The sequence below is a fragment of the Methyloprofundus sedimenti genome (assembly GCF_002072955.1).
Lineage (GTDB): Bacteria > Pseudomonadota > Gammaproteobacteria > Methylococcales > Methylomonadaceae > Methyloprofundus > Methyloprofundus sedimenti.
The window spans coordinates 836,596-863,251 of record NZ_LPUF01000001.1; the positions used below are offsets into that span (position 1 = coordinate 836,596).

Annotated in this window: 24 protein-coding genes, 2 tRNA genes and 1 riboswitch; of the genes, 18 read left to right on the forward strand and 8 right to left on the reverse strand. The window is 40.7% G+C overall.

What is annotated here, in order from left to right; genetic code table 11:
* The first annotated feature begins 22 nt into the window (after positions 1-22).
* From hflK to AU255_RS03675, 4 genes are all read left to right on the forward strand, one after another.
* Positions 23-1,216 carry an FtsH protease activity modulator HflK gene (hflK, locus tag AU255_RS03660; RefSeq protein WP_080521616.1) on the forward strand — a complete coding sequence of 398 codons (1,194 nt, stop codon included), beginning with the start codon at positions 23-25 and terminating at the stop codon, positions 1,214-1,216.
* 2 nt (positions 1,217-1,218) lie between these two features.
* Positions 1,219-2,076: a protease modulator HflC gene (gene hflC, locus AU255_RS03665; RefSeq protein WP_080521617.1), complete on the forward strand. Its 858-nt coding sequence runs from the start codon at positions 1,219-1,221 to the stop codon at positions 2,074-2,076.
* Positions 2,077-2,153: 77 nt separating this feature from the next.
* Positions 2,154-3,347 (forward strand): ATP phosphoribosyltransferase regulatory subunit, encoded by a 1,194-nt coding sequence (locus tag AU255_RS03670; protein ID WP_080523276.1) that lies wholly within the window; start codon positions 2,154-2,156, stop codon positions 3,345-3,347.
* A gap of 12 nt (positions 3,348-3,359) precedes the next feature.
* Positions 3,360-4,652: an adenylosuccinate synthase gene (locus AU255_RS03675; RefSeq protein WP_080521618.1), complete on the forward strand. Its 1,293-nt coding sequence runs from the start codon at positions 3,360-3,362 to the stop codon at positions 4,650-4,652.
* A 710-nt stretch (positions 4,653-5,362) separates the two neighbouring features.
* Here the strand turns inward: AU255_RS03675 and AU255_RS03685 are convergent.
* Both AU255_RS03685 and AU255_RS20245 read right to left on the reverse strand, forming a co-directional pair.
* The gene (locus AU255_RS03685; protein WP_080521620.1) at positions 5,363-5,611 is read right to left on the reverse strand and encodes a hypothetical protein; all 249 of its coding nucleotides are present in this window, start codon (positions 5,609-5,611) and stop codon (positions 5,363-5,365) included.
* Between the two features lie 55 nt (positions 5,612-5,666).
* A complete protein-coding gene (locus AU255_RS20245; RefSeq protein ID WP_080521621.1) occupies positions 5,667-6,050 on the reverse strand; it encodes a hypothetical protein in 384 nt (127 codons plus the stop codon).
* Between the two features lie 553 nt (positions 6,051-6,603).
* On the opposite strand from AU255_RS20245, the gene AU255_RS03700 reads away from it, so the two are divergent.
* The 4 genes from AU255_RS03700 to AU255_RS03715 all read left to right on the forward strand — a co-directional run bounded on the left by AU255_RS03700 (position 6,604) and on the right by AU255_RS03715 (position 9,808).
* Positions 6,604-7,407: a spermine/spermidine synthase domain-containing protein gene (locus AU255_RS03700; protein WP_080521623.1), complete on the forward strand. Its 804-nt coding sequence runs from the start codon at positions 6,604-6,606 to the stop codon at positions 7,405-7,407.
* 10 nt (positions 7,408-7,417) lie between these two features.
* On the forward strand, positions 7,418-9,562 hold the full coding sequence (locus tag AU255_RS03705) for a YgiQ family radical SAM protein (protein WP_080521624.1): 2,145 nt from the start codon (positions 7,418-7,420) through the stop codon (positions 9,560-9,562).
* A 46-nt stretch (positions 9,563-9,608) separates the two neighbouring features.
* A tRNA-Thr gene (locus tag AU255_RS03710) sits at positions 9,609-9,684 on the forward strand.
* 48 nt (positions 9,685-9,732) lie between these two features.
* Positions 9,733-9,808: transfer RNA gene (locus AU255_RS03715), tRNA-Thr, on the forward strand.
* A 251-nt stretch (positions 9,809-10,059) separates the two neighbouring features.
* Here AU255_RS03715 and AU255_RS03720 read toward each other — a convergent pair.
* Together AU255_RS03720 and AU255_RS03725 are read right to left on the reverse strand one after the other, a co-directional pair.
* The gene (locus AU255_RS03720; protein WP_080521625.1) at positions 10,060-10,788 is read right to left on the reverse strand and encodes an esterase family protein; all 729 of its coding nucleotides are present in this window, start codon (positions 10,786-10,788) and stop codon (positions 10,060-10,062) included.
* 24 nt (positions 10,789-10,812) lie between these two features.
* The gene (locus AU255_RS03725) at positions 10,813-11,775 is read right to left on the reverse strand and encodes an acetylxylan esterase (protein ID WP_080521626.1); all 963 of its coding nucleotides are present in this window, start codon (positions 11,773-11,775) and stop codon (positions 10,813-10,815) included.
* Positions 11,776-12,042: 267 nt separating this feature from the next.
* On the opposite strand from AU255_RS03725, the gene AU255_RS03730 reads away from it, so the two are divergent.
* Both AU255_RS03730 and AU255_RS03735 read left to right on the forward strand, forming a co-directional pair.
* Positions 12,043-12,660 (forward strand): MarC family protein, encoded by a 618-nt coding sequence (locus AU255_RS03730; protein ID WP_080521627.1) that lies wholly within the window; start codon positions 12,043-12,045, stop codon positions 12,658-12,660.
* A gap of 24 nt (positions 12,661-12,684) precedes the next feature.
* The gene (locus AU255_RS03735) at positions 12,685-13,269 is read left to right on the forward strand and encodes a DUF3124 domain-containing protein (protein WP_080521628.1); all 585 of its coding nucleotides are present in this window, start codon (positions 12,685-12,687) and stop codon (positions 13,267-13,269) included.
* Positions 13,270-13,307: 38 nt separating this feature from the next.
* Here the strand turns inward: AU255_RS03735 and AU255_RS03740 are convergent, their stop codons facing one another.
* From AU255_RS03740 to gatC, 4 genes are all read right to left on the reverse strand, one after another.
* Positions 13,308-13,979: a glutathione S-transferase gene (locus tag AU255_RS03740; protein ID WP_080521629.1), complete on the reverse strand. Its 672-nt coding sequence runs from the start codon at positions 13,977-13,979 to the stop codon at positions 13,308-13,310.
* A gap of 113 nt (positions 13,980-14,092) precedes the next feature.
* Positions 14,093-15,526, reverse strand: coding sequence for an Asp-tRNA(Asn)/Glu-tRNA(Gln) amidotransferase subunit GatB (gene gatB, locus AU255_RS03745; RefSeq protein WP_080521630.1), 1,434 nt, complete (start codon positions 15,524-15,526; stop codon positions 14,093-14,095).
* An 11-nt stretch (positions 15,527-15,537) separates the two neighbouring features.
* Positions 15,538-16,989, reverse strand: coding sequence for an Asp-tRNA(Asn)/Glu-tRNA(Gln) amidotransferase subunit GatA (gene gatA, locus AU255_RS03750; protein WP_080521631.1), 1,452 nt, complete (start codon positions 16,987-16,989; stop codon positions 15,538-15,540).
* 11 nt (positions 16,990-17,000) lie between these two features.
* Positions 17,001-17,288 carry an Asp-tRNA(Asn)/Glu-tRNA(Gln) amidotransferase subunit GatC gene (gene gatC, locus AU255_RS03755; protein WP_080521632.1) on the reverse strand — a complete coding sequence of 96 codons (288 nt, stop codon included), beginning with the start codon at positions 17,286-17,288 and terminating at the stop codon, positions 17,001-17,003.
* Positions 17,289-17,458: 170 nt separating this feature from the next.
* On the opposite strand from gatC, the gene AU255_RS03760 reads away from it, so the two are divergent.
* The 8 genes from AU255_RS03760 (at position 17,459) to AU255_RS03795 (ending at position 26,641) form a co-directional block, all read left to right on the forward strand.
* On the forward strand, positions 17,459-18,502 hold the full coding sequence (locus tag AU255_RS03760) for a rod shape-determining protein (RefSeq protein WP_080521633.1): 1,044 nt from the start codon (positions 17,459-17,461) through the stop codon (positions 18,500-18,502).
* Positions 18,503-18,729: 227 nt separating this feature from the next.
* Positions 18,730-19,602, forward strand: coding sequence for a rod shape-determining protein MreC (gene mreC, locus AU255_RS03765; protein ID WP_080521634.1), 873 nt, complete (start codon positions 18,730-18,732; stop codon positions 19,600-19,602).
* Entirely contained in the window at positions 19,589-20,068 is a 480-nt protein-coding gene (mreD, locus tag AU255_RS03770; RefSeq protein WP_080521635.1) for a rod shape-determining protein MreD, read from the forward strand. The genes mreC and mreD overlap by 14 nt, the downstream gene beginning before the upstream one ends.
* On the forward strand, positions 20,068-21,903 hold the full coding sequence (mrdA, locus tag AU255_RS03775; RefSeq protein ID WP_080521636.1) for a penicillin-binding protein 2: 1,836 nt from the start codon (positions 20,068-20,070) through the stop codon (positions 21,901-21,903). The genes mreD and mrdA overlap by 1 nt, the downstream gene beginning before the upstream one ends.
* 85 nt (positions 21,904-21,988) lie before the next feature.
* The gene (gene rodA / locus AU255_RS03780; RefSeq protein ID WP_080521637.1) at positions 21,989-23,122 is read left to right on the forward strand and encodes a rod shape-determining protein RodA; all 1,134 of its coding nucleotides are present in this window, start codon (positions 21,989-21,991) and stop codon (positions 23,120-23,122) included.
* A gap of 330 nt (positions 23,123-23,452) precedes the next feature.
* Positions 23,453-24,859, forward strand: a complete 1,407-nt coding sequence (locus tag AU255_RS03785; protein ID WP_269844766.1) for an undecaprenyl-phosphate glucose phosphotransferase — start codon at positions 23,453-23,455, stop codon at positions 24,857-24,859.
* 251 nt (positions 24,860-25,110) lie between these two features.
* Positions 25,111-25,194, forward strand: a riboswitch (cyclic di-GMP riboswitch).
* Positions 25,195-25,249: 55 nt separating this feature from the next.
* Positions 25,250-25,855: a VPLPA-CTERM sorting domain-containing protein gene (locus tag AU255_RS03790; RefSeq protein WP_080521638.1), complete on the forward strand. Its 606-nt coding sequence runs from the start codon at positions 25,250-25,252 to the stop codon at positions 25,853-25,855.
* A gap of 228 nt (positions 25,856-26,083) precedes the next feature.
* On the forward strand, positions 26,084-26,641 hold the full coding sequence (locus AU255_RS03795; RefSeq protein WP_080521639.1) for a polysaccharide biosynthesis/export family protein: 558 nt from the start codon (positions 26,084-26,086) through the stop codon (positions 26,639-26,641).
* Positions 26,642-26,656 lie beyond the last annotated feature (15 nt).

Below are 26,656 nucleotides of genomic sequence, written 5' to 3' on the forward strand. Positions count from 1 at the left end.
AGTATAAATGTGGAGTTAGAGAATGTCTTGGAATGAACCGGGCGGCGATAAAAACAAAGACCCTTGGAGTGGTCGCAACGAGGAAAATGGACCTCCCGATTTAGATGAGGCGATTCGTACGCTACAAGATAAATTAGGCGGCTTGTTTGGTGGCAATAAAGGCGGAGATGGCAATGATGATAATTCTCCTCCTTCACTTAAAGGCCTGGGATTTTTGGCTATAGGTGCAATCGTTCTCTGGGGGGCGAGTGGTTTCTACGTTGTTGATGAAGGAAATCGCGGTGTTGAACTACGCTTTGGTAAATATGTTGCGACAACTCAACCTGGTTTGAACTGGAAGTTTCCAGCACCTATTGAGAGTGTCGAGATTGTTAATATTTCTCAGGTACGCTCTTTAGAAGTTGGATATCGTTCAGGTGCCGGCAGTAAAGGGTCTGTTGCACAAGAAGCACTGATGTTGACTAAAGATGAAAATATTGTTGATGTACGTCTAGCTGTTCAGTATCAAGTGAATGACGCAAAAAAATATTTATTTAATATCCTCAATCAGACTGCTACTTTGAAACAGGTGACTGAAAGTGTGGAGCGTGGGGTTGTCGGTGGTAATACAATGGATTTTGCGCTAACTGAAGGTCGTAGTCAGATTGTTGCCGATATTAAAACTGAAATTCAGCAGGTTATGGACTCTTATGACTCGGGTATTATTATAACCAGTGTTAATTTACAGGATGCCCAGCCACCCGATCAGGTGCAAAGTGCTTTTGAAGATGCCATTAAAGCTCGGGAAGATAAACAGCGTCTGATTAATGAGGCAGAAGCTTATGCCAATGATATTGTGCCTAAAGCGCGAGGCGCGGCAGCAAGACTTATGCAGGAGTCAGAAGGTTATAAATCACGTATCATTTCTGCAGCAGAAGGGGATGTGAGTCGTTTTACACAGATTTTAAAAGAATATAAAAAAGCACCTGAAGTGACTCGGCAACGTATTTATCTAGATACGCTGGAATCGGTTATGAGTGGTACTGATACAGTCATGGTTGATGTTAAAGGTGGCAATAATCTTTTGTACTTGCCATTAGATAAGCTGGGAGCTAAGTCAAAGGCAGTAAATAAGCTGGTTAATACCTATCCATCAGATCCAACAGTAAATCAGCCTTTCAACGCAATCAACACGCCTCGACCTTCAAGTCGTGGTCGTACAGAGAGAGGACGCTAAAAATGTCACAAAATAAAATTTTAGTAGGCCTTGGTGTTGTATTTACTCTTGTCATGATGAGCATTTTTACTGTTTCTGAAACAGAAAAAGCAATTAAGTTTAAATTTGGAGAGATTGTTGCATCAGACTATAAGCCCGGTTTACATTTTAAAATTCCTTTCATTAATAACGTCAAGAAATTTGATTCGCGAATTTTAACACTAGATTCTACGCCAGAACGTTTTTTAACGGCTGAAAAGAAGAATGTGATTGTAGATTCATTTGTCAAATGGCGAATTGGTGATGTGACAACGTTTTATACTTCGGTTGCGGGTGATACCTATCAGGCGAATGTGCGTTTAGATCAAATTATAAAAGATGCGTTTCGTAGTGAATTTAGTAAACGTGATATCAAACAGTTGGTATCCACTGATCGCAGTGTCGTACGTGAGGCGCTAATAGCCAACACGGCAAGCGCAGCTGCCAAGTTGGGTATCGATATTGTTGATGTTCAGGTAAAACGTATTGATTTACCTAAAGAGGTGAGTCAGTCTGTTTATAGTCGTATGGAAGCAGAACGTGCCCGGGTAGCGCGTGAGTTTAGATCGCAGGGTTCAGAGGCGGCAGAACGTGTTCGTGCGGATGCAGATAAGCAAAAAGAAATTATTTTAGCGAATGCTTATCGCGATGCTGAGGTTACTAAAGGACAGGGTGATGCGACCGCATCTGAAATTTATGCTAAGGCTTATGGTCAGGATGTTGAGTTCTATGCTTTTTATCGAAGCATGGCAGCCTATAAAGAAACTTTTGCTAACTCGGCAAACCTGATGGTCACAGAACCAGATTCTGATTTCTTTAAATATTTCAAACAAATGAAATAAGTAAAATTATTTACGTGGATTGAATGAAAAAACGCTTCGCTTATGCGGAGCGTTTTTGTGTGAATTGGATAATTATCATGTTACATAGAGACCCTTGGCTGCTGCCAGATGGTGTTGAAGAAATTTTACCTGAAGATGCGCAATACTTAGAAAGTTTAAGACGTCAGTTACTCGATGTTTTTGAGTGTTGGGGTTACCAAAAAGTGGTGCCGCCTTTTATCGATTATTTAGATTCACTATTAACCGGGTCTGGACATGACCTGAATTTACAGACCTTTAAATTAACAGATCAGCTTAGCGGTGAAATGTTAGGCATACGTGCTGATATGACACCTCAAGTCGCAAGAATTGATGCGCATAGTTTAAGTCATCAACAGGTATCACGCTTATGTTATGAGGGCACTACATTACATACTCGTGGTGATGCTCTAGACAAAACCCGAATTCCTATGCAAATTGGAGCTGAATTGTTTGGTCATGCAGAGATTGATAGCGATATCGAAGTTATTCAGCTGATGCTTGAAGTCCTGGCGATGGCAGGGTTGAAAAATGTGCATCTGGATTTAGGACATGTAGGTATATATCGTGGGCTTGTTGCTCAAGCAAACTTGACGGAGCAGCAAGAGTTAGAGCTATTTGAGGTATTACAGCGTAAAGCTAACAGTGAACTCGTCGAACTATTAGAAAAATATGCGGTAGCGGCAGATTTACAAACTATTTTTTTAAGCTTGCCTAAGTTAAATGGTGATAAATCAGTATTGGCTAAAGCAAGAACAGTTTTTGCCACAGCAGATACATGCGTCAGTAATGCTTTAATGCAACTTGAGGAATTGGCGGATATTTTACACAGTTATTATCCTGCATTAACCATAAGTTTTGATCTGGCGGAATTACGTGGATACCACTACCACACAGGTATGGTATTTGCTGCATTCGTTGCTGAAGTGGGTAAAGAAATTGCGCGTGGCGGACGCTACGATAATATCGGCCAGATATTCGGCAATGCAAGGCCGGCCACGGGCTTTAGTGCAGACTTAAAAGTTCTGGCAGCGCTGACTAAAAAAAGTCAAACAGCAGCAGACATTGTAAAAATCTTTGCACCTTTTGTGCTGGGTGATCGTGCTTTGGATGAAAAAGTGCGTGACCTTCGGGCTAGTGGCAACATAGTCATTAAACAACTATCTGGACAGCAAAGTAATGCTGAGCATTTAGCTTGTAATCAAATATTGGAAAAAATTGATGAGAACTGGGTTCTTGTCCCGTTAAATTAATCTGGAACTGTTATGGGTAAGAATGTTGTAGTGATCGGCACGCAATGGGGCGATGAAGGCAAAGGTAAATTAGTTGATTTATTAACCGATCAGGCAAAGGCTGTCGTGCGTTTTCAAGGTGGCCATAATGCCGGGCATACTTTGGTTATTGATGGCAAAACGACTGTTTTACATTTAGTTCCTTCGGGTATCCTGCGTGAAGACGTACAATGTTTAATCGGTAATGGTGTAGTGTTATCCTCCGAAGCCTTACTGAAAGAAATAAAAATACTGGAAGATGCAGGGATTCCAGTGCGTTCACGTTTATTAATCAGTGAAGCCTGTGCATTAATTTTACCGATTCATGTCGCGATAGATCAGGCTCGTGAAGTAGCTAAAGGTGATAAAGCTATTGGAACTACGGGGCGGGGTATTGGTCCGGCTTATGAAGATAAAATCGCCCGACGCGGAGTGCGTGCAGGAGATTTGTTAAATACTGAACTGTTTACTGAAAAACTCAGAGAATTAACTGCGTTTCATAACTTTATGCTCACTGAATACTACAAAGTGCCGGCAGTTGATTTTGAGGTTATGTTAGCGGAGACTTTGATGTTAGCCGAGCAAATAAAACCGATGCTAACTGACGTTGCAGAAAAGTTACATAACTATCAGGCTCAGGGAAATAATGTATTATTTGAAGGTGCTCAAGGTGCTTTGCTGGATATCGATCATGGGACCTATCCATATGTAACTTCATCAAGTACTACTGCTGGCGGTGCGGCTACAGGTACTGGTATAGGTCCTTTAGATATTGATTATGTTTTAGGTATTACAAAAGCTTATTCAACCCGCGTGGGTAACGGTCCATTTCCAACGGAATTAGATGATGCCTATGGTCAACATCTGGGAGAAAAAGGCCATGAATTTGGTGCGACAACAGGGAGAAAAAGACGCACTGGCTGGTTTGATGCTGTTTCCATGCGCAAATCTGCTCAATTAAACTCCCTGAGCGGCATGTGTCTTACTAAATTAGATGTATTAGACGGTCTGGATAAAATTGGAATTTGTATAGCTTACAATATTGCTGGCGAAGAAGTGACCGTTGCTCCGTTAGGTGCAGAAAAATATGCGGCCTGTGTACCTGTTATCGAATATATGGAAGGCTGGACAGATGTAACCAGAGGTATTACTGAGCTAGATAAACTACCTGCAAATGCGCTAGCTTATATTAAACGTTTAGAAGAACTTGTAGGTGTTGAAATTTCTATCTTATCGACTGGTCCGGAACGCAATGAAACCATTGTTTTGAAAAATCCATTTGTGTAATTCATTTGCAAGCCCCAATCTTTAGTGAGGGCAAGTGAGCAGTTCAAAAATTTGGCAGATTCAACTTTGAAGTTCTATTCCAGAAATCATGCTACTTCACGCTCAGTATTAAAAAATACAGCGTGAAGGATGTCATATTTTAATGTTTTTTGAAGTCGATGGTTGAGCTTATTCATGACAGCTTCGACTTCCTAATTACTTATATTCACAAAGCTACAGCCTTTAGCAATGTATTGTCTTATCAGCTCATAAGTGTCCACATTCAATCCTCGCTCCCAGGAAGCGTATGGATGGGCGAAAAAGAAATTAGTTTCTAGTTTTTCCGACAGCATTCCCTGACCCACAAACTCTTTGCCATTATCTGCAGTAATAACCATTATCTGCAGTAATAATATGTGTCTTATCCAGATAAGGCGCAAGTAGTATGATAATGGCCTCTGAAACGACTTTGGCCTGTTTGCTATCGACCTTTATAATCAAGGTGAATTAGAGCCCTGATCCACTATCGTCACCAAGGCCTACCTTGTGGTTTTTACGAATGACAGCATCATCTCACTGTCCGCGATTCGTGTCTTGTTTTTTTCCTTCAGAGGGGAGCCAGTTCAGGAATTTTTCATTCATTTGTATATTATCTTGCATCATAGTCTCCATATGATTTGAGCACTTGGTGTATATCGCTGATTGTTTTCAATTATTTCACTTTATCTCTTTCATGTTTTTTCTATCCAGGCAATGCATTTCCAATGAGCGGACAAACGTCTTAATGTGCAGCGTTGTTGAATATCAGATATAAATCCTGGAAAGGATAAAATTGCATTGATATGCTCAACGATTGCTTCTGCAACAAATTGGTTTTTATCTTGTAGGTATAATCGAATGAGCATACCGGTTCTTATTGCTATTTGCTCAGGGCTATCATTTGCTGAAATAGCAAAAATTGGGTATGGGTTTGGGCTCATGTTTTTTACTTATGACTAGAATTGAGTGGTTAGTGAAAAGGCGGCGTATCAAGGTTCATTTTCCAGCGAGGCAATTTTGTAGGCAAAGCTTCATTAGGCATTGCTTTGAGCCTGAATCTAAACATCGGATGTCTGCAGCGCAAATTTGCTTATTTTTTAAGAGCTCATTTAATTTCTCTTTGCTTATTTCTAGGCAGATGGGAAGTGAAGCTTTATTGTTCGCTGCTTTTTGTATCCTGCGGGAAACTACTTTAGGAATAAAAAATAAACCATATATGAAAAGTACGGGATGTGTTGATGCACGAAGCGCATCAAAAAAAATAGTAAGAAGTTCATGTTGTTTATCTTTATCTTCAGATAATAGTATCTCGACTTTTATTTGAGGAAAAAAGTTTAATAGTAGTGTTCTATGCAATTTAAAGTCGTTTAAAAGGTACATAACATACTCCATGTTTAAAAAGTTATATTAATATTATTGCAAATGATTCTTGTTTGCAATAATTTTTTTATTGATCTGCTTTATGAAACTCAAGTCATTGTTTTTGACTTTTCACAAATGAGCGGGGGTTGTTTATTTTTGCGAATGTTCATTTTGGGCGTCTTTGTCCACAACGCGGCAAAAGCTTACCGGGATTAATTAAAAACTGCGCTGCCTTGATTCGCCCTGTATCCACTTATAAAAACCCTAAATGGGATTTTATTTTATTGCCTCAAATAGCTTGACGCGATGTCGGAAAGCCTTGTATTTTCTCGACATCAAAAAAACGCTCCGAGAATACATCCGGCTATATCACTATCATGGGCTAAAAAACCTTCACTTTGCTTAGGCCCCGCTTCCAGGATTTTCAGCGAATGTTTAATAACCAAGAAAAATGGATAAATTCTTAGTATAATGATCTTTAGTCTATACATATCGTATAGTGCACTTCCCGATTTTTTTGGCAACATAAGCATATAGTGCCTAGATCTCTCTCCCTCTTTTTTAGTGATTTATGTACAAATACAACGGTCTACTCATCCACCAAGAGCAAGATGAGCAAGGCCTAATTGAAATTGTCGAAACTGACGGCGTACGTGCTTTACATTTTGGTACGTATCCCAGGCAAAGTAGTATGCTTACTGATACACCCAATGAGTTACATTCAAAATATATCAGAGCGATGATGGTATGGCTTTTATTTAAAGAGCAGCCTGAGAATGTTTTGATGATTGGAGTGGGCGGGGGGTTATTAAGTAAATATTTACTCTTTCAATTTCCTCAATGCCGGATAAAAGCGATAGAGTTTCGTCAGGCAATCATCAAAATTGCCCGGCGTTTTTTTGCTTTACCCCTTGATCCTCGCTTAAAAGTTAAAATAGGCGATGGGGCTCATTATATCAAGCAACAAAGTCAAAAAATGCCGGAACAACATGATTTAATTATCATTGATGCCTTTGATGATGAAGGTATGGCTGATACCATGCAAGGGATCAGTCTATTTTCGGCTTGTAAGGAATTGCTCACCGATCACGGATTATTAGTGATAAATTTATGGGGAACCGATAAGGATTTATTTAGGCAAATAAGTTGGGAGATGAGCTCAACTTTTGACGGGAAGGTGTTGTTTTTACCAGTGCGCGGACGAGGTAATATCATCGCTATTGCCTTTGCGGATGGGGTGGGTACTTTCTCAATGAAAACATTAAAGGCACGAGCAAAGCTGCTTGATGAACAGTATCAAATTGAATTTTTAGATTTTATTAAAGATTTAAAAAGAAACAATAGTAAAGAATTAAAACGAGTAATAAAAGCATGAATATCCAAATATGAACATATTTGACGCCAAACATATCTTTTCCTACCGGAAATATTGGGCGCAACGTTTTGGAACGGCACAAGAATTGCCAATGAGCAAAGCAGAAATGGATATTCTGGGCTGGGATAGTTGCGATGTCATTTTAGTGACCGGGGATGCTTATATAGATCACCCGAGTTTTGGCATGGCTCTGATTGGTCGAGTACTGGAAGCTCAGGGCTTTCGTGTAGGTATTCTTTCCCAGCCCGATTGGCAAAGCGCGGAGGATTTTACTCGCTTAGGCCGGCCTAATTTGTTTTTTGGTGTAACTGGGGGCAATATGGACTCCATGGTCAACCGCTACACAGCCGATAAGAAAATTCGTTCTAATGATGCCTATACTGCAAACGGTGAGGGTGGCAAACGACCCGATAGAGCGGTCAATGTATATTCCCACCGATGCCGTGAAGCCTATAAAGATGTGCCGATTATTATTGGTGGTATCGAAGCGAGTTTAAGGCGTATTGCACACTATGATTACTGGTCAGATAAAGTCAGAAAATCAGTTTTACTGGATTCCAAAGCTGACTTATTGGTGTATGGAAATGCGGAACGTCAAATTACCGAAATTGCACATCGTTTGGCAGCAGGAGAATTGATTACTGATTTAAAAGGTATACGCGGCACAGTACATTTTGTAAAACAAGTGCCGGCTGGCTGGACTGTTAAAGACTCTTCCGATATTGATACACCGGGAAAAGTCATTAAACCGAAAAATCCCTATTTAATGGAAGAAGAGTCGGTTTGTGCAGAGAAACAATCAGAAGCACAGGCAAAAGAGCCTAAAAGCTCAAAAATTAGTAACGAGCAACGTGCAAAGACTGTGATTCGTCTACCTGATTTTGATACCGTCAAAGATGATCCGATACAATATGCCCATGCCTCACGCGTGATGCATGGTGAGACGAATCCAGGCAATGCACGGCCTTTATTGCAAAAACACATGCAACGCTATATTTGGGTAAATCCGCCGCCTATACCGCTCACCATGAGTGAAATGGATGGCGTATTTGATTTATCCTATTCACGTTTGCCGCATACAGGATATGGGAAAGCCAACATACCTGCGTTTGAAATGATTCAGCATTCAGTGAACATCATGCGCGGATGTTTTGGTGGCTGTTCGTTTTGTTCGATAACCGAGCATGAAGGACGTATTATTCAAAGCCGTTCAGAAGACTCGATTATCAAAGAAATTGAAGCGATTAGAGATACTTCGCCTAACTTTACTGGGCATATATCCGACTTGGGTGGGCCTACGGCGAATATGTATCGCCTGGCTTGTAAAGATGAAAAGATAGAGCAAGCCTGTCGCAGGCCTTCCTGTGTATTCCCGGGTATTTGTGAAAACCTGAATACTGATCATACCCCGTTAATTAAACTATACCGGCGTGCACGAGCCTTACCGGGAATTAAGAAAATATTAATCGCATCAGGGTTACGCTACGATCTGGCTGTTGAATCACCTGAATATGTTAAAGAGCTGGTTACCCATCATGTTGGTGGTTATTTAAAAATTGCACCGGAACATACTGAGCAAGGTCCTTTATCTAAAATGATGAAACCAGGTATGGGCAGCTATGACTCATTCAAACAAATGTTTGAGAAATATTCGAAGGAAGCCGGCAAAGAACAATATCTTATCCCTTATTTTATTGCAGCACACCCCGGTACAGAAGATCTGGATATGCTTAACCTTGCATTATGGTTAAAGCGGCATGATTTCCGAGCTGATCAGGTACAGGCCTTTTTGCCTTCACCGATGTCAATTGCTACCGCGATGTACCATTCAGGTAAAGATACCTTGAATAAAGTAAGTCGTAGGGAAGTATCCAATATGACTATTCCCAAAGGTATAAAACAACGCCGTTTGCATAAAGCTTTTTTACGTTACCACGACCCCAAAAACTGGCCGTTACTGAGAGAAGCTCTGAAAAATATGGGGCGCGCAGATTTAATTGGCAATGGTAAGCAACAGCTTATTCCCAATTGGCAACCTAAAGAAGGAGGGAAAGATGACAGAATTAAGGGTAAAGGGAATACTTTTAGAACTCAGAGGGTAGATAATAACCCACGCCGCGCACCTGCGAAAAAAAGCTATAATAAAACCAGATAAAAGGCTTTTCAAAAGACAAATAAGCGCATATAATACTCGCTCTTTAGCTGGTGTAGCTCAATCGGTAGAGCAACTGATTTGTAATCAGTAGGTCGCGGGTTCGATTCCCATCACCAGCTCCATATTTCAACTTACTCATGGATAAGAGTGGGCGTATAAACAGTTTATACGCTGGTGTAGCTCAATCGGTAGAGCAACTGATTTGTAATCAGTAGGTCGCGGGTTCGATTCCCATCACCAGCTCCATATATAAAGCCCTGTTGCATATTAATGTAACAGGGCTTTTTTTTTGCCTGCCATTGTAGCCAATTTCAGATATTTATCTTGAGTGCCCCTGCCTTATAGACCTCTGAACCTTTGCCTGGTTTTTTACCGGAGAAAGGAGGCTTGTCTTACCGTATGACACAGAAGTGATATATCTCGATATTAAGGGTGACTGAAAGGGTATAGCTAAATGCTATGAAGCAAATATTTACAGAGCAACACGGATGCATACCTTAAACAAATAAAGGCGCCATTTGTCGCCAATAACGGCCACTATGTGCTCTTTCATGCCAGTGCTGTAGTTTATGGCTAACGCCTTTGCTGGCTAAAATTGAGCTCAAATGGTGGTTGTTATCCAGAAAAGGGTCTTGCTCACCAATCACCAAAGTAATATCCATTGCCCTTAAATGGTCTATATGCCAGGCGCAATCAAGATTCGGCAAAAAATGGGTAGGGGTATTAAAGTAAATATCCTCGTTGTAATATCCATCGAACAGATTCTTAAAGCAATCGACATCAAGTGTTAAATCGTAACGCCCTGAAAAGGCGACCAGTTTTTTAAATAGCTGAGGGTGACGAAAGGCAATATTTGCAGCCTGGAAAGCACCTAAACTTAGGCCATGCGAAATTACACAATCAAACTGATTTTTATGCTGCATAAAAGGAAACACTTCCTGCAAAACATAAGCTTCATAGTTTTTTTGGCGTTCTATACGCCCATGGGGATGTGCCCACCAGCAATAAAAACTTTCTGTATCCACACTATCAATGCAATATAATTGCAAGCACCCTTGGTCGATTTTATTTTGTAAGGCGTTGACCATACCCAGTTGTTCATATTCATAAAAGCGCCCGCCCCGGGTAGGAAATACCAGCACTTTTGCACCTGCATGACCAAAAATCAGTAATTCCATATCACGTTGTAAATGCTCACTCCACCATTTGTGATATTCACGATTCATTATCAACTCCGCAATAAGTAGTCATCAGTTTGGTTTATCAAGTGGTTTAAAAAAATCATCTATTTCCTGCAGTAATTGTTGTTCCTGTTGTTCACGCTCAGGATAGTCAAAATGACCAGCATTCAAAACAAATAAACGTTTGTATTTATGAGTGGCATTATAAATAGTAAATTGGCCAGGCGGTGCCACGCAAGGATCATAAAGTGCACAAGCATAATGCACCGGCATTCTAATGCGTTTTGCTGCAGTTGCGGCATCGTAATAACCTAACACTTTTAGCGTCTGTTTTTTATGCATACAGTAAAACTGTTGCTGACTTAACGCACTACCAATAGTGGGCAGACGCAAGCGCAACGGATGATGTCCAAAAGTCGGTACATTAAAATGACCCCTGGCAATACGTTGCTCATAAGCTAAAGCCAGAGCGCCAATACCACCACTAAAGCTAATACCTAAATAACCCAGGTGTCCTGATAATTGGGGAAATAAGCGCAATATTGCGCTGACGCCTAACCATATATCCTCAACACACCCACCGATAATATATTGGTTTAATGTGTCAATATTATGTAAAACATGCCATTTAGGATCAGTAGAAATAGATTTATGACTGCTTAAAGATAAACCGCGAGAGCAAGGAAACAGTAACGCGGCATCTTTAAAGGGAAGATGAAAATCCGGTGTATCGCGGCCACCATAGCCATGCCCAATAATAAACCCCCGCTTAAACACGCCAGACTCGGGGAGCAACAACCAGCCACGGATATTAAATTGTCCGGTAGATAAATAACTAACATCAAAGATACGCCACCCAGAATGATTCTTGCCGGTATCCTTAATTTGTGGCATTGCCTGCAGGCTTAAAGCATCCTGATAACGCTTTTGCCAAAATGTATCAAATCCAGCTGGTTCTCTGGGTGGTTTTATTTGTAGTAATTGTTTTAATTTATAACCATAAGTGGGGTCAAACTCGTAGGTATCAGACATATCATTTAATAGAGCATGAGAAAATTAAAAAGCATTCCAATACTTTCAAATTTAGCATATCATTATTACATCTCTTAGTGGATTATATTCGTGAGTTGAATTATTCTAAATGGTTTTTCAGACTGATGCAGGGAGGCTTTGGAAAATCTTTCTTGACCTCTTTAGGCTCCTCGGCTACTCTGCAAAGCAAGAAATAGTTAGCTCCATTCGTGTACATTGCTGAGAAGTGATGCTTAAAACTTACCTACCTGATATTAATCATAATTTATGTGGCAACTTCTTCTTCCAAACGTAGTCGGTCTTTGGGTGGTAATAGATCCTATCGGCACCATTCCAGTTTTTATTTCGGTAACAAAAAATTTATCCCCGAAACATCGTAGAAAAACCGCCATAAAAGCCGTTGCATTTGCAGCCTTGATTTTGTTATTTTTTTTATGTGTAGGACAGATATTACTGGAAGCTTTAGATATTCCGCTGGTTTCTTTCCAAATTACTGGTGGAATCATCTTGTTTTTGTTTGCCCTGACCATGATCTTCGGAGATTCCAAGCCGCAACAAGAAGAGCAATTGGAAATTGAAGCAGGGAAGGATTGTGCTGTATTTCCTTTGGCCATGCCTTCCATTGCTTCGCCAGGAGCCATGCTTGCCGTTGTGGTATTGACGGATAATAACCGATATGACCTGTACAGTCAGATGGTTACCGCTTCGGCGATGATGATAGTGTTATTGGCTACCTTGATATTGTTGCTGAGTGCGGGCTGGATTTTACGCATTATTGGTAAGTCAGGAGCTGGTATCATAAGTCGAGTGATGGGGCTGATACTGGCTACTGTGGCGACAGAATACATTTTATCAGGATTGAAACTCTATTTTCAGTCAGTATAATCAGTATAAAAGGAGTGATAAATAATGAGAGCAAGTGCTAGTCCTAGTCCTGTGCATACAATATTTGTATCTTTGCTATGCAGTTTTATTTTAACGGCTTGTGATGATTGGACGCTGGAAAATGAGGTTTTACAGCCCAACAATACGGATGATAGCTCTTTTTTTTATTTGTTAAAAGAAAATAATCTTTCATTAACTCAAGAAAAGACTGTTTATGTTCCTGTTTATTCAGATATTTTTGTATCGGGAGGGGGTAAGCTGAATCTGGCGATTACCTTGAGTATCCGTAATACGGATTTTAAATACCCGCTGATTGTTAATAATGTAAATTATTACAATACCGCTGGAAAATTAATCGAAAATTACCTGAAAGTACCGTATCTTTTAGAACCCATGGCATCGACACATTTTTTTGTTAGTCAGGCTGATGCACGCGGCGGGATAGGCGCTAACTTTATTGTAAAATGGTCGGCAAACAAACTCGCCAATAAACCGGTTGTTGAAGCTGTTATGGCTGGCTCTACGGGAACACAGGGAATGTCTTTTATGAGCACTGGGCGAGAAATAGAAGATAACGAGCAAGCCTCATTTGCCCCTAAAAGCGAATGACCGCGCGAAATATCTGTTCGCTTAAAATGCGTTAGCCGCTAAAAAATCAATGGTTCTGATGATTCTGTCCATGGGGAATATTTCTCCATAACACTCATAAATAGCTGACACTGGATAAAATGATCCAGCCAGGCTTGTAAATTATGATAAGGCGACAGGTAGAACCAGTCTCTATCAACCAAAGCAAACTGGCGAATAAAAGGGAAAATGCCTATGTCAGCCATGGAAACGTTATCACCCATCAAAAAATGATGCTGACCAAGCCGATGTTCTAATAAAGTGAGAAACTGCTCTCCCTGACTCCGGTAATATTCAGCAGATTGTTCCGGGTGCTGATCTGCGTATTTGTAACGGTCTAGCCAGTTTTTAAAGATGAAGTCATTGTCATCTAACAGGCTATAAATTAGACCTGAGGCATCAGCATTTTCTTTAGGCAGCCATGCGTAGGGATCATTTTGTTCTAATGCCCAATGCATAATATCGCGACTTTCATCAATGATAGTTCCATTGCCTAGCAGCAACACTGGAACAGTCCCTTTTGCGGAGCTTTGTAACATTTCCGCAGGCTTGTTTTTTAATTCGATTTCACGTAGGTATACTTTAATTCCGCTATATTTTAGTGCCATACGAGCACGAATCGCATAGGGGCAGCGACGAAAGGAATACAGTATTGCTCGATCTGGAGCTAGGTGTTGACGTTTTTTAGTCATATATCAATTTGATATTTCTTAGCTGGCCTAATGAAGACTGTTTTTCAATCCAGACTGGCTTTTGATTGCATCAAAAGCCAGTCACTGCGTGGCGTGAATTAAGCATTATTTATTTAACGTTTCAGCTTTGCCTGGAGAATCTTATTAACTTCACCAGGGTTTGCTTTACCCTTTGAAGCTTGCATGGTTTGTCCGACAAAAAAGCCAAACACTTTATCTTTGCCGCTTAAATATTGCTCAACCTGCCCAGGATTATCGGCGATTATTTTATCAATAATCGCTTCAATCGCTCCGCTATCAGTGATTTGTTTTAGACCTTGTGCTTCAATAATGGTATCGGCATTATCGTCACTGGTCCACATAGCTTCAAATACCCGCTTGGCAATTTTACCAGAGATGGTATTGTCGGCAATACGCTTCAATAGGCCTGCCATACGTTTATATGCAACAGGTGACTGGCTAATCTCCAGTCCTTGCTTATTGAGTGCGCCTAATAGGTCACTCGTCACCCAGTTGCTGCATATTTTTGCATCGCAGCCGGACTCCTTGACTAAATCCTCAAAGTAATTCGCCAGGTCTTTGGAGCTGGATAAGTTTGTTGCAGTTTCAGCGTCTAACTTATAGTCTGCTATAAAACGTTCTCTTTTACGCTGAGGTAATTCAGGTAATTCTGCTTTGACCTCCGCACGCAACTCTTTACTGATAAATACTGGTAATAAGTCAGGATCAGGGAAGTAACGGTAATCGTTTGCTTCTTCCTTGCTGCGCATGGAGCGTGTTTCATTTTTATCCGCATCATACAGGCGCGTTTCCTGTGTAATTTTTCCTCCGGCTTCAATAATATCAATCTGACGTTCAACTTCGATATTAATGGCTTTTTCCACAAATTTGAAGGAGTTAATATTTTTCAGCTCGGTACGTGTACCATATTCTTCCTGGCCTACTCGGCGCACTGAGACATTGGCATCACAGCGGAATGAGCCTTCCTGCATATTACCATCACAAATATCCAGATATTGCACCAGTTCGTGAATTTTGCGCATATAAGCAACTGCATCTTTGGCAGAGCGCATATCAGGTTCTGATACAATTTCTAGTAAAGGGGTGCCCGCACGGTTCAAGTCGATGCCTGTTAAGCCATGAAAGTCTTCATGTAATGACTTTCCCGCATCCTCTTCTAAATGCGCACGCGTGACACCCACGCGTTTAGTTTTGCCATCGACCTGAATGTCCATGTGACCGATACCGACGATAGGGTGATCCATCTGGCTGATTTGGTAGCCTTTGGGTAAATCCGGGTAGAAGTAATTTTTTCTGGCAAACACTGAGTAGTCGGCAATTTCAGCTTCAATTGCCATGCCAAATTTGACCGCCATACGCACGGCTTCCTTATTCAATACAGGTAATACGCCTGGAAAGCCTAAATCAACGGCACAGGCTTGCGTATTTGGTTCAGCACCGTAGGCAGTCGATGCACCCGAAAATATTTTTGATTTTGTTGCCAGTTGGGCATGTATTTCCAGCCCGATAACAGTTTCCCATTGCATAGTATGACTCCTTACGCAAATCCTTGCGGTGTGTGTTGATGCCAGTCGGTGACTTGCTGATATTGGTGTGCCACATTGAGCAGTTTTGCTTCGGCAAAGTAATTGCCAATAATCTGTAAGCCTACTGGTTTATTCTCTATAAAGCCTGCAGGAATAGACATGGCAGGCAAGCCAGCCAGATTAATGGCAATGGTATAGATATCCGCCAGATACATTTCGATAGGATCACTGGTTTTTTCACCGATACCAAATGCCGGAGTAGGGGAGACAGGGCCCATAATGACATCGACTTGTTCCAGTGCTTTATTAAAATCATCACTGATTAAGCGACGAATTTTTTGTGCCTTGATGTAATAGGCATCGTAATAACCTTCAGATAAAGCATAGGTGCCTACTAGAATACGGCGTTTTACTTCTGTGCCAAAGCCTTCGCCCCTTGAGCGAATATACAGGTCGCTCAGGTCTACTGGATTAGCGCAACGATAGCCAAAACGCACGCCATCCATACGCGAAAGGTTTGCTGAACATTCCGCGGGGGCAATGACATAATAAGCTGGAATAGCGAGCTTTAAATTAGGCATGGAAACTTCGATGACTTCCGCGCCCATTTTTTTATATTCATTAATCGCTGTTTCAATAACGGTGCCCATATCGCTGTTTAATGCGGCATCGAAGAATTCTTTAGGTAGACCAATTTTTAAACCTGCAAGGCTATTGTTTAGGCCTGCACTATAATCGGGAACTTCGAGTTCAACGCTAGTTGAATCTTTGGGATCAAATCCTGCCATCGCCTGGAGCATTAAAGCTGCATCTTCGGCAGTTTGGGTCATTGGGCCGCCTTGATCCAGGCTGGATGCATAAGCAATCATGCCATAGCGTGAAACACGCCCATAAGTAGGCTTTAAACCGGTAATACCGCAGAGAGCAGCAGGCTGGCGAATAGAACCGCCGGTATCTGTTCCAGTTGCTCCGGGAATTAAACGTGCGGCAATAGCAGCGGCAGAACCGCCGGATGAACCGCCGGGTACCGTATTAGTTGCCCAGGGGTTGTGTACTGCACCATAAAAACTGGTTTCATTGGACGAGCCCATGGCGAATTCGTCCATATTTAATTTACCCAGAGTCACAGTGCCAGCCGCATTAAGTTTTTCTACAACGGTAGCATTATAGGGCGCAATAAAATTATCCAGCATTTTTGAACCACAACTGGTTTTTATGCCCTGGGTGCAAAATATATCTTTATGAGCGATGGGTACCCCTGTTAGCAACGGTGCGTTACCTTTTGAAAGCGCTATATCAGCTTGCTGCGCAGTCGAAAGAGCCTGTGCTTCTGTAATGCTTATAAAGCTATTCAGGTTTTGGTGCTGCTTGATACGGTCAAGATAGGTCCGGGTTAGTTCTGTACTGGAATAGTCCCCGGCTTGTAATCCCTTAACCAGTTGTGCAATAGTGTTAGTGTGCATGTATAATTTCCTTATTCGATAACTTTGGGAACAAGATACAGGTTTGCTTCAACTTGCGGGGCAATAGCCTGAAAAGCTTCTCGTTGATTGATTTCGCTGACTTGATCAGTACGTAAACGTTGTGCCTGATCAAGAGGGTGCGCCATAGGTGCGACGTTATCGGTGTTGATAGTGCCCATCTGGGCAACTAAATCTAACATACCTGATAAATCTTTGGCATAGGACTCGGTGTCCTGGGTATCAATTCCCAGGCGTGCTAAATAGGCAATTTTATTAACATCATCAGCTGTTAACGACATTTTAACTCCACTAAACTATAGGGTTCTCAACTAATTTTTTCACCTTTTTCTGACCTGTGTTTTGGTCTGAAAAATAACGAATAATGCAATATGATACTTTATATCTTGCCCAAATGCCTCATTGATTGTTAAAGTATCAAGATTTTCTATGTGTTCAGGAACAGAAATTAATGTTTAATAAAATACGTGGCATGTTTTCTAATGATTTATCAATTGATTTAGGAACGGCCAATACACTAATTTATATACCCGGACAAGGTATAGTCCTCAATGAGCCTTCTGTGGTTGCTATTAAAGAAGACAGGTTACGCGGTTCAAAAATGATTGCTGCTGTCGGTTCGGATGCAAAGCTGATGTTAGGCCGTACGCCTGGAAATATCACTGCTATTCGCCCATTAAAAGATGGGGTGATTGCTGATTTTGCAGTAACTGAGCGGATGTTGCGCGAATTTATCAAAAAAGTTCATCAGAACAAATTTTTTCGTCCTAGCCCACGTATTTTAATTTGTGTGCCTTGCGGTTCTACTCAAGTTGAACGGCGAGCCATTAGAGAGTCAGCTGCGATGGCAGGTGCGCGTGAGGTATATCTTATCGAAGAGCCTATGTCCGCGGCTATTGGCGCTGGTTTACCGGTTGATGAAGCGCATGGATCTATGGTACTGGATATAGGCGGCGGTACATCTGAAGTGGCAATTATCTCACTTAATGGTATCGTGTATTCAGCTTCAGTCAGAATTGGCGGAGATCGGTTTGATGAGGCTATCATTAATTATGTACGTAGAAATTACGGTACATTAATTGGTGAAGCAACCGCTGAAAGAATTAAGCATGAAATCGGTACCGCTTACCCGGGTAGTGAAATCATGGAGATCGAAGTTAAAGGACGTAATTTAGCTGAGGGTGTACCACGCAGTTTTACTTTGAACAGTAATGAAATTTTGGAAGCTTTACAAGAGCCTTTGTCAGGTATTGTAGGCGCCGTGAAAGTTGCGCTGGAACAAACTCCGCCTGAATTGGGTGCCGATGTCGCGACTCGTGGTATCGTGTTAACAGGCGGGGGCGCTTTATTAAAAGATATTGATCGATTGATTGCTGAAGAAACTGGTTTGCCTGTTTTTATAGCAGATGACCCTCTAACTTGCGTTGCCCGGGGAGGAGGTATGGTTCTGGAAATGCTGGATGAAAAGGGCTTATCTGCTTTTTCCTTAGAATAATATGATTTAAGTGAAAAAAGGGTGTAACTCTTAAAATAGGAACCTGCATATATCAGCTTTAAGATAGGTGGCATTGATTTTTTAGTCTGCGAATTCATTCAGCAGACTAAAGAGCTGCCTCAAGATTACTAATAACGTTTATTGCTTAGTAACAATAAATGCAACGCCAAGCTAATAACTAGCTGGCTGCAGAACTTTATTTTTCCCTTTTTATCAGGTAAACGACTATAAAACTTTTATTTGCTACGGGCCCGTCCATTAATACACGTTTTCTTATCGTGCTTCTGTTGTCTATTGCCCTGATTGTGGCTGAACAAAACAGCAACACGTTAAAGCCTCTGCGCGACTTGTTATCGGTATTTGTTTATCCTGTCCAGTACGTAGTCGACCTTCCTAAAAGTCTATTTAAAAATACTATCGAATCATTTAAGGGCTATGAAGAACTACTCAGTGAGAATAAAAATCTAAAAAGACAGCAACTTATTTATAGTGCAAAATTATTAAAGTTTGCTGACTTAGAGAAAGAAAATATTCGTTTGCGTTCATTATTAGACAGTTCATTTAAACTGGGTGAGCAAGTACTGGTAGCTGAGTTATTATCTGTAAATCTTGCACCTTATGAGCATGTGGTAGTGGTTAACAAGGGCAGTCGCTTTGGAGTTTCTAAAGGACAGGCCGTGTTAGATGAAAATGGCATAGTTGGCCAGGTTGCCAGAGCACTGCCATTAAGTTCTGAAATTATTTTAATTACCGATCCAAATCATGCCATTCCAGTGCAGGTAAACCGGAATGGATTGCATACTATTGCTATTGGTAGTGGGCAGTTAAATAAATTGAATTTACCTTTTTTACCTAATAATGCAGATATAGTACCCGGTGATTTATTAGTCACTTCAGGGTTGGGCGGGGTGTTTCCTCAAGGCTACCCTGTCGCAGTAGTGAGTTCCTTTGTTGAACAGCCGGATAAACCCTTTGCTATTATTCAGGCTGAGCCTACCGCGGCTTTAAACACCAGTAGAGAACTGTTAATTGTGTGGAATAATGATCAGGTCATTCCTCTCAGCAATCCAGTAGTGGTTGAAAAAAATGGTACAGATTAGGGAGGTATCATTGTTAGGATATTGGTTAACAATAGTCCTTGCCATGGCCTTAACAATTATCCCCTGGTCTACACCCATATTAGACTTGACTCCTGACTGGGTTTTACTGGTTTTAATCTATTGGGCCTTGGCCTCACCTGAAACAGCAAGTGTCGGTAAAGCCTGGTTTGCCGGTTTACTTGTTGATGTTTTGACCGGACAATTGTTAGGACAGTATGCACTTGCTTATGCTTTCAGTATCTATCTGAGTGTCAAGCAGCAAAAACGCATCAGGCATACACCTATTATTCAACAAAGTTTATTTGTTAGTCTTATCCTGCTGGTTGCCCAGATAATTATTTTTTGGGTGGAACGCATTAATGGACAGACTCTACCAATGCAATTCTGGCTATCCGTTCTGACAGGTGGATTAGTCTGGCCAATTATATTAATGTTAATGCGCAAAATACGTTTCTTTTCATACTAATGCATCGATACCAGGGAATAAAAGACAGTTTTGTAGAGAACCATATTTTTTTAAGTAGAACGGTTATCCTGTTTATATTGATGCTGCTATTAATAGCTGTGCTAATAGCACGGCTTATTTATTTACAGGTAGTTGGGCACAGCCAGTATCACGGTATGGCAACTAATAACCGCATTAAGGTGACGTCAGTACCACCCACCCGCGGAATTATTTATGATAAGCACGGGCGGATTCTTGCTGAAAATTTACCGTCTTATAGTCTGGAGATTATTCCAGATCAGGTTGTTGATATGGACGATACCTTGCAGCGTTTGCAATCGGCATTAGCCATTCCTGAAGAAAAAATAGAGGCCTTTAAAAAACATAGGAATCGTTATAAGCATTTCGATAGTATCCCTTTGTTAATGCAACTGAGTCAACTTGAGGTTGCCAAGTTCGCGGTGCTAAGGCATACCTTTCCAGGTGTCGATATACAGGCACGTCTAATCCGCCATTATCCTTATGCAGAGTTGACTGCGCATGTCGTTGGCTATGTTGGACGGATTAATGAACAAGAATTAAAAGTACTTCCCGAATCTGAGTATCGTTCTATACATACCATTGGCAAAGTTGGGGTAGAGCTTGCTTATGAAGATATTTTACGGGGGCATGCGGGATATTCTGAAATAGAAACCAACGCGCTGGGCAAACCAATTAATGAGTTAGGTAAAATTAAGCCGACCCCCGGTGCAGATATCTATCTGACATTAGATGTTGATTTGCAAAAGGTTGCTTATGATGCTTTGGCAGAATATAACGGTGCTGTAGTCGCAATTGATTTGCAAACCGGTGGCGTGCTGGTGCAGGTAAGTAAAGCAAGTTTTGACCCGAACTCATTTGTTTCAGGCATCAGTTATGCTGACTATAAGGCACTCAATACGTCTAAAAATAAACCTTTATTTGATCGTGTGTTGCGCGGACAGTATCCGCCAGGTTCAACTTTAAAGCCGTTTATTGGTTTGGCAGGCCTGGAATATAACGTGACCAATATGCATCAGACATTGTTTTGCCCTGGCTATTATAAGTTGCCAAATCAATCGCATAAATATAGAGACTGGAAAAAATGGGGCCATGGTAGGGTTAATCTGGATATTGCCATTACCCAATCTTGTGATGTCTATTTTTATGATATGTCTCTTGCTTTAGGGATCGATAAATTATCCACTTTTTTACATAAATTTGGTTTTGGTCAACAAACAGGGATTGACTTAAAAGGGGAGAAGGCAGGTTTATTGCCTTCCAGAGAATGGAAACGTATCCACCGTGAGCAAGCCTGGTTTCCTGGTGAGACACTCATTACTGGAATCGGACAAGGATTCACTCAGGTGACGCCCATACAATTAGCTCAGGCAACCGCAACACTGGCGAATCAAGGGAAAATCCTTACCCCTTATTTAGCCGAACGAATTATTGATAATGAGAGAGAAATAGTAGCCAAACACACTGTACAGCAAGATATCGGGCTAAAGCCAGCTAATGTTAAGGATATAATTAATGCTATGGTGCATGTGGTCCATTCTCCTAGAGGAACAGCAAAACGAATAGCAAATGACATAGACTATCAGATCGCTGGTAAAACCGGAACGGCTCAGGTGTATACCATTAAGCAAGATGAGGAGTATGACGAGGAGGAGATAGCCTTCAATATGCGTGATCATGCCCTGTTTATTGCCTTTGCCCCCGCTGATAACCCGAAAATTGCAGTTGCTGTGATAGCTGAACATGGTAGCCATGGGAGTTCAATTGCTGCTCCTATTGCTGCCACAGTGATTAAGCAATATCTGGCAGATAAATAGGCCAATATTAATAAAACTATATGTAGGGCTATTACGGCACTACTAAAGATACATTTATGTAGCGAAACAATCGAGAAAACGATTCATGAAGATAGAACACAGAGCCGAACAATTTAAAGAGTATTCTTTAATTGGCCGCTTATTACGTAAGTTACATATAGATATTCCACTCCTGATCGGTTTGCTACTGCTATTGATATTAAGTTCTATGATGCTTTATAGCACCGGTAATAAAGAAATGGCTTTGTTGATTCGCCAGTCTGCTCGTATGGGGGTGGCGGGTGTGTTAATGATCATTTTAGCGCATGTAGATCCCAAGCAATTTCAACGTTCTTCAATCTTACTTTATAGTATTGGAGTGATTTTATTAGCCGCAGTTTTATTGGTTGGCGATGTTGGGAAAGGAGCGCAGCGCTGGCTAGATTTAGGCATATTTCGTTTTCAACCCTCAGAAATGATTAAAATCACTACGCCTATGATGGTCGCCTGGTATTTGTCGAGGCATGAGATTCCTCCGAAATGGCGGCATATTTTTATAGCGACGGCCTTAATTTTAATACCTACCATATTAATAGTACGCCAGCCAGATTTAGGGACATCATTATTAGTTGCAAGTTCCGGTGCCTCAGTATTGTATTTTGCTGGATTGTCCTGGCGTTTTTTATTAATCAGTATGATCAGCTTAGCAGCACTTGCTCCAGTATATTGGCAGTTTTTTATGCGCGAATATCAAAAGGATAGGGTACTTACCTTTTTAGATCCAGAAGCAGACCCTATGGGTAAAGGCTATCATATTATACAATCGAAAATTGCTATTGGTTCAGGGGGCGTCTACGGTAAAGGCTGGCAAGGAAATACCCAGTCACAATTAGATTTTTTACCGGAAAGTTCAACCGATTTTATTTTTGCTGTGTTTGCCGAGGAATTTGGTTTGATAGGCTGCCTGGGTTTATTAGCCGTGTATATATTTATTATTGCACGAGGCTTATATATTGCAGTACAAGCGCAAGATACCTATGGGCGCTTATTAGCCGGTAGTCTGGTGTGTACATTTTTCGTCTATGCCTTCGTCAATATCGGCATGGTTATCGGTATTTTACCGGTAGTCGGGGTTCCGCTACCTTTAATAAGTTACGGAGGAACCTCCATGGTCACTCTATTTGCCGGATTTGGTATCTTGATGTCTATCCACACACATAAGAAAATGCTGCCTAGTTGAGTAATGTACATCAAATCAGTTTTTTGGGAGCGGAGACGGCCAGCCTGCATTATGCAGGAAAGCAGCCAGTTTTCCCGGAATAAAGCAATTATTCTATGCATATCCTAATGCCATCAAAAAGATGCCTATCGTGCTTTTATAGCCTTAACCGAAAGAGGAGCATAGTGGCTTAAAAAGAATTAAAGGTTAGAGCACCCTTTGAAGCCCTTTAATGCTGGTATAGAATAAAACCAGAAATATTCAAAAAATCACCTGATATGTTTCAAGCTGACCTATTTGAAATCATGGTGCTACGTGGTGAAACCTGACAGTCAAGGAAAAGGAATACTAGTGAGAAAGAGTAGTGGGGGAGTAATACGGCAGCATAATTCAAAACTAATTATCATTGGGCGCCTAGTAGATACTTTCGTTATTGGGTTGACTTTTTGGTCAGTATTGGAAATGAATTATATGAACTGGCAGCCCGAATATACGTGGTGGTTACTGATTTCAATTTTTAGTTTTCAAATATTTTCGGAATTCAATGACCTATATAAGGAGAGCAGAGGTGTAGCGCTTAGTGATTTGACCTATAACGTTGCTATCTCCTGGGTTTGTGCAATATTTATTTTAGTTGTCGTTAACCAAGTGAATCAAGTCATTAGCGACATAGACAAGAGAATATTTTTTTATTGGATTGTAGCAGTGCCGATTGAGTTAATGTCCTGGCACATTATACTTTCTGAGATAGCGGGTAAGTTTAGAAGCATGGGGAGAAATACTCGCAAAGTGGCTATTGTTGGTAACACACGCATAGGACGCGAGTTAAGCGATGTTTTTATTAATGAAAGCTGGATGGGGCTTAATTTTGTAGGTTTTTTTGATGACAGAATAAAGCAACGAGAAGAACAAGAACAAGAACAAGAGTGCGTAGGAAATTTCAGTCAGGTCATTAGTCAAGCAAAGTCAGGGGAGGTAGACTTAGTGTATATTGCCTTGCCTTTAAAAGCAGAAAACAGAATTAAAGTAATATTGGCCGAATTGTCGGATACTACGGCCTCTGTTTACTATGTGCCGGACTTATTTGTTTTTGATTTATTGCGGTCTAAGTTTAGTTTCATGAAAGGAATTCCCATTGTTAGTGTGCATGATACGCCATTCTATGGGGTGGGCGGCGTGCTTAAACGGATATTTGATGTTGTTGTTGGCTTTTTGATTTTATGTGTCATTTTGGTGCCTATGATAATAATAGCTTTAGCTATTAAAGTAACGTCGCCAGGGAATGTGCTTTTTAAGCAACGCAGATATGGGTTTCGAGGTGAAGAGATTGTGGTGTGGAAATTTCGGTCTATGACAGTGACTGAAGATGGCCATAATGTTCGGCAAGCTCAAAAACACGATCCGAGAATTACTAAATTAGGCGCTTTTTTAAGACGAACTTCTCTGGATGAGCTGCCGCAGTTCATTAATGTTCTTCAGGGACGAATGTCAATTGTGGGGCCCAGGCCGCACGCTGTGACCCATAATGAATTTTATCGAGGCCAAATAAAAGGCTATATGCTTAGGCATAAAGTCAAACCAGGAATAACTGGGTTGGCACAAATAAGCGGTTTTCGTGGAGAAACCAATACCTTGGATAAAATGGAAGGTAGAGTGCGGTATGATCTGGAATATATACGTAAATGGTCTTTATGGCTGGATGTAAAAATTGTGTTTTTGACTGTATTTAAAGGTTTTGTAGGTGCAAAAGCTTACTGAGTTGTTAAATAAAAAATGCGTTTATTGCTTTGTCTTTATTGATAATCTGTTCCTTATCTCGGTTTCTTTTGATTATTTATTATGGCGTTTGTTTTAAATCAAGGGGTTATATTTTTTTAGGTGAGAAATAGGATGTAAAAGCATTAACCTGTCCCTTAGTACAGTAGAAGTAGTTGTATTTTCTTGATAAACTTAGTTCCAAAGTTAGGTCTTAGGGTATTTGATCGATACTTTATTGAAGGCGTATGATTTTTATTTTTTGCCAAACATTTTGTGAGGTGGGGACGGAAAGCTTCAGGTCTCATTAATGATGATGAGATAGCTGAGTTGCATATATATCATGAAAACTTAAACTTACCGTAGGTAAGAACATTATTTTGGAGATTTAAAATGTTAAAAAAATTTAGTATGAAAGCTATATTCTTGTTAGCAAGTTTGCTACTTATGACAGGTACTGCGCAAGCATCTACTATGGCAGGTGCTATTAATATTATTGGAGCAATGAACGTTTGGACAGCATCAAGCACAAGTGTTTCTGCAGCGCCTAATCAATATGGTGATATGGGAGTGGTTCAAAGCTCAAACGGTGATTTTGCTAATTTGAGTAGTGCTCGACTAAATGTATTCAGTATTTTTTCTGATGTACTTACCACTGCTGGTCCAGTAACGCCTCCAACTATTATAAATATTGGTGGCTTTAATAATGGCTCTTCGAGTATTTCTGATTTGCTATTTACAGTAACAAACATTAAAGACCTTACGTTTTCAGCGACTAGTTTGAGAATGATTTTGGTTGCTACGGCAACAGCTACAGGTTTTGATGATACTGCGATTGAATTTCTTTTTGAAGCATCGAATAATGGTATTTCAGGAAGTTACTCTCTTACTACTCCTGTTTCTTCAGTTCCCTTGCCTGCTGCTGTATGGTTATTTAGTTCTGCTTTAGCTGGTTTGGTTGGCGTATCACGTCGTAAATCAACATCTGTTGCTGCTTAATTACAATAAGGCTACGATTTAAAAGAAGGGGGGGCTATAAGCTCTCCTTTTTTTTGCCTGAAAAATAGTAGTTTACATTACGTTTTGGTCTGATTTTAGCTAAAGAACTATTCTAAGCTATTGATAGTTCGTTTCAGCGATGAAAAATTGGTAAAATTTCTAGGGGGTGTCTGAATATTTACGATTTCAGCTGTAATGTTAATAACTAAGAAAAGAACGGAATTCAATATGTTTAAGCAAATAATAAAAATACTTTTTTGCTGGGTGTTGCTTGCTTTATGCACTGTATCGGCAAGTGAAGAATATACCTATAAAGTTAATCCAGGTGATATTCTGGAAATTTCGGTATGGAATGAAGAGAATCTGACGCGGGAAGTGCGCGTTTTACCTGATGGTACGATCAGCTTTCCGTTAGCGGGTAATTTTAGTGTACTAGGTAAGTCTGTGTTCATGATTCGTACGGAATTAGCCAGGCATTTGGCTGCGTTCGTTGCTGACCCTGAAGTCAATGTTGCGATTAAGTCGGTAGATGGCAATGTAGTTTATGTGATTGGCAAAGTCAGTAATCCAGGCCAATTTGTTATGTATCAACCGATGAGTATTATGCAATTGCTCAGTTTGGCTGGTGGACTAACAACCTATGCCAAAGCCAATGATATTATTATTTTAAGGCGTACTGAAAAAGGCCAGGAAGCCATTGAATTTGAATATGGTGAGCTAGAAGACGGCAACGATCTAGATAAAAATCACGTTTTAAAGAGTGGCGATGTTGTTGTTGTGCCTTAGTATTTGTTGAAAGAT

Coding starts and splice junctions, on each gene's coding strand:
- hflK (WP_080521616.1), top strand. CDS start 23: ATGTCTTGGAATGAACCGGGCGGCGATAAAAACAAAGACCCTTGGAGT.
- hflC (WP_080521617.1), top strand. CDS start 1,219: ATGTCACAAAATAAAATTTTAGTAGGCCTTGGTGTTGTATTTACTCTT.
- AU255_RS03670 (WP_080523276.1), top strand. CDS start 2,154: ATGTTACATAGAGACCCTTGGCTGCTGCCAGATGGTGTTGAAGAAATT.
- AU255_RS03675 (WP_080521618.1), top strand. CDS start 3,360: ATGGGTAAGAATGTTGTAGTGATCGGCACGCAATGGGGCGATGAAGGC.
- AU255_RS03685 (WP_080521620.1), bottom strand. CDS start 5,611: ATGAGCCCAAACCCATACCCAATTTTTGCTATTTCAGCAAATGATAGC.
- AU255_RS20245 (WP_080521621.1), bottom strand. CDS start 6,050: ATGTACCTTTTAAACGACTTTAAATTGCATAGAACACTACTATTAAAC.
- AU255_RS03700 (WP_080521623.1), top strand. CDS start 6,604: ATGTACAAATACAACGGTCTACTCATCCACCAAGAGCAAGATGAGCAA.
- AU255_RS03705 (WP_080521624.1), top strand. CDS start 7,418: ATGAACATATTTGACGCCAAACATATCTTTTCCTACCGGAAATATTGG.
- AU255_RS03720 (WP_080521625.1), bottom strand. CDS start 10,788: ATGAATCGTGAATATCACAAATGGTGGAGTGAGCATTTACAACGTGAT.
- AU255_RS03725 (WP_080521626.1), bottom strand. CDS start 11,775: ATGTCTGATACCTACGAGTTTGACCCCACTTATGGTTATAAATTAAAA.
- AU255_RS03730 (WP_080521627.1), top strand. CDS start 12,043: ATGTGGCAACTTCTTCTTCCAAACGTAGTCGGTCTTTGGGTGGTAATA.
- AU255_RS03735 (WP_080521628.1), top strand. CDS start 12,685: ATGAGAGCAAGTGCTAGTCCTAGTCCTGTGCATACAATATTTGTATCT.
- AU255_RS03740 (WP_080521629.1), bottom strand. CDS start 13,979: ATGACTAAAAAACGTCAACACCTAGCTCCAGATCGAGCAATACTGTAT.
- gatB (WP_080521630.1), bottom strand. CDS start 15,526: ATGCAATGGGAAACTGTTATCGGGCTGGAAATACATGCCCAACTGGCA.
- gatA (WP_080521631.1), bottom strand. CDS start 16,989: ATGCACACTAACACTATTGCACAACTGGTTAAGGGATTACAAGCCGGG.
- gatC (WP_080521632.1), bottom strand. CDS start 17,288: ATGTCGTTAACAGCTGATGATGTTAATAAAATTGCCTATTTAGCACGC.
- AU255_RS03760 (WP_080521633.1), top strand. CDS start 17,459: ATGTTTAATAAAATACGTGGCATGTTTTCTAATGATTTATCAATTGAT.
- mreD (WP_080521635.1), top strand. CDS start 19,589: ATGGTACAGATTAGGGAGGTATCATTGTTAGGATATTGGTTAACAATA.
- mrdA (WP_080521636.1), top strand. CDS start 20,068: ATGCATCGATACCAGGGAATAAAAGACAGTTTTGTAGAGAACCATATT.
- rodA (WP_080521637.1), top strand. CDS start 21,989: ATGAAGATAGAACACAGAGCCGAACAATTTAAAGAGTATTCTTTAATT.
- AU255_RS03790 (WP_080521638.1), top strand. CDS start 25,250: ATGTTAAAAAAATTTAGTATGAAAGCTATATTCTTGTTAGCAAGTTTG.
- AU255_RS03795 (WP_080521639.1), top strand. CDS start 26,084: ATGTTTAAGCAAATAATAAAAATACTTTTTTGCTGGGTGTTGCTTGCT.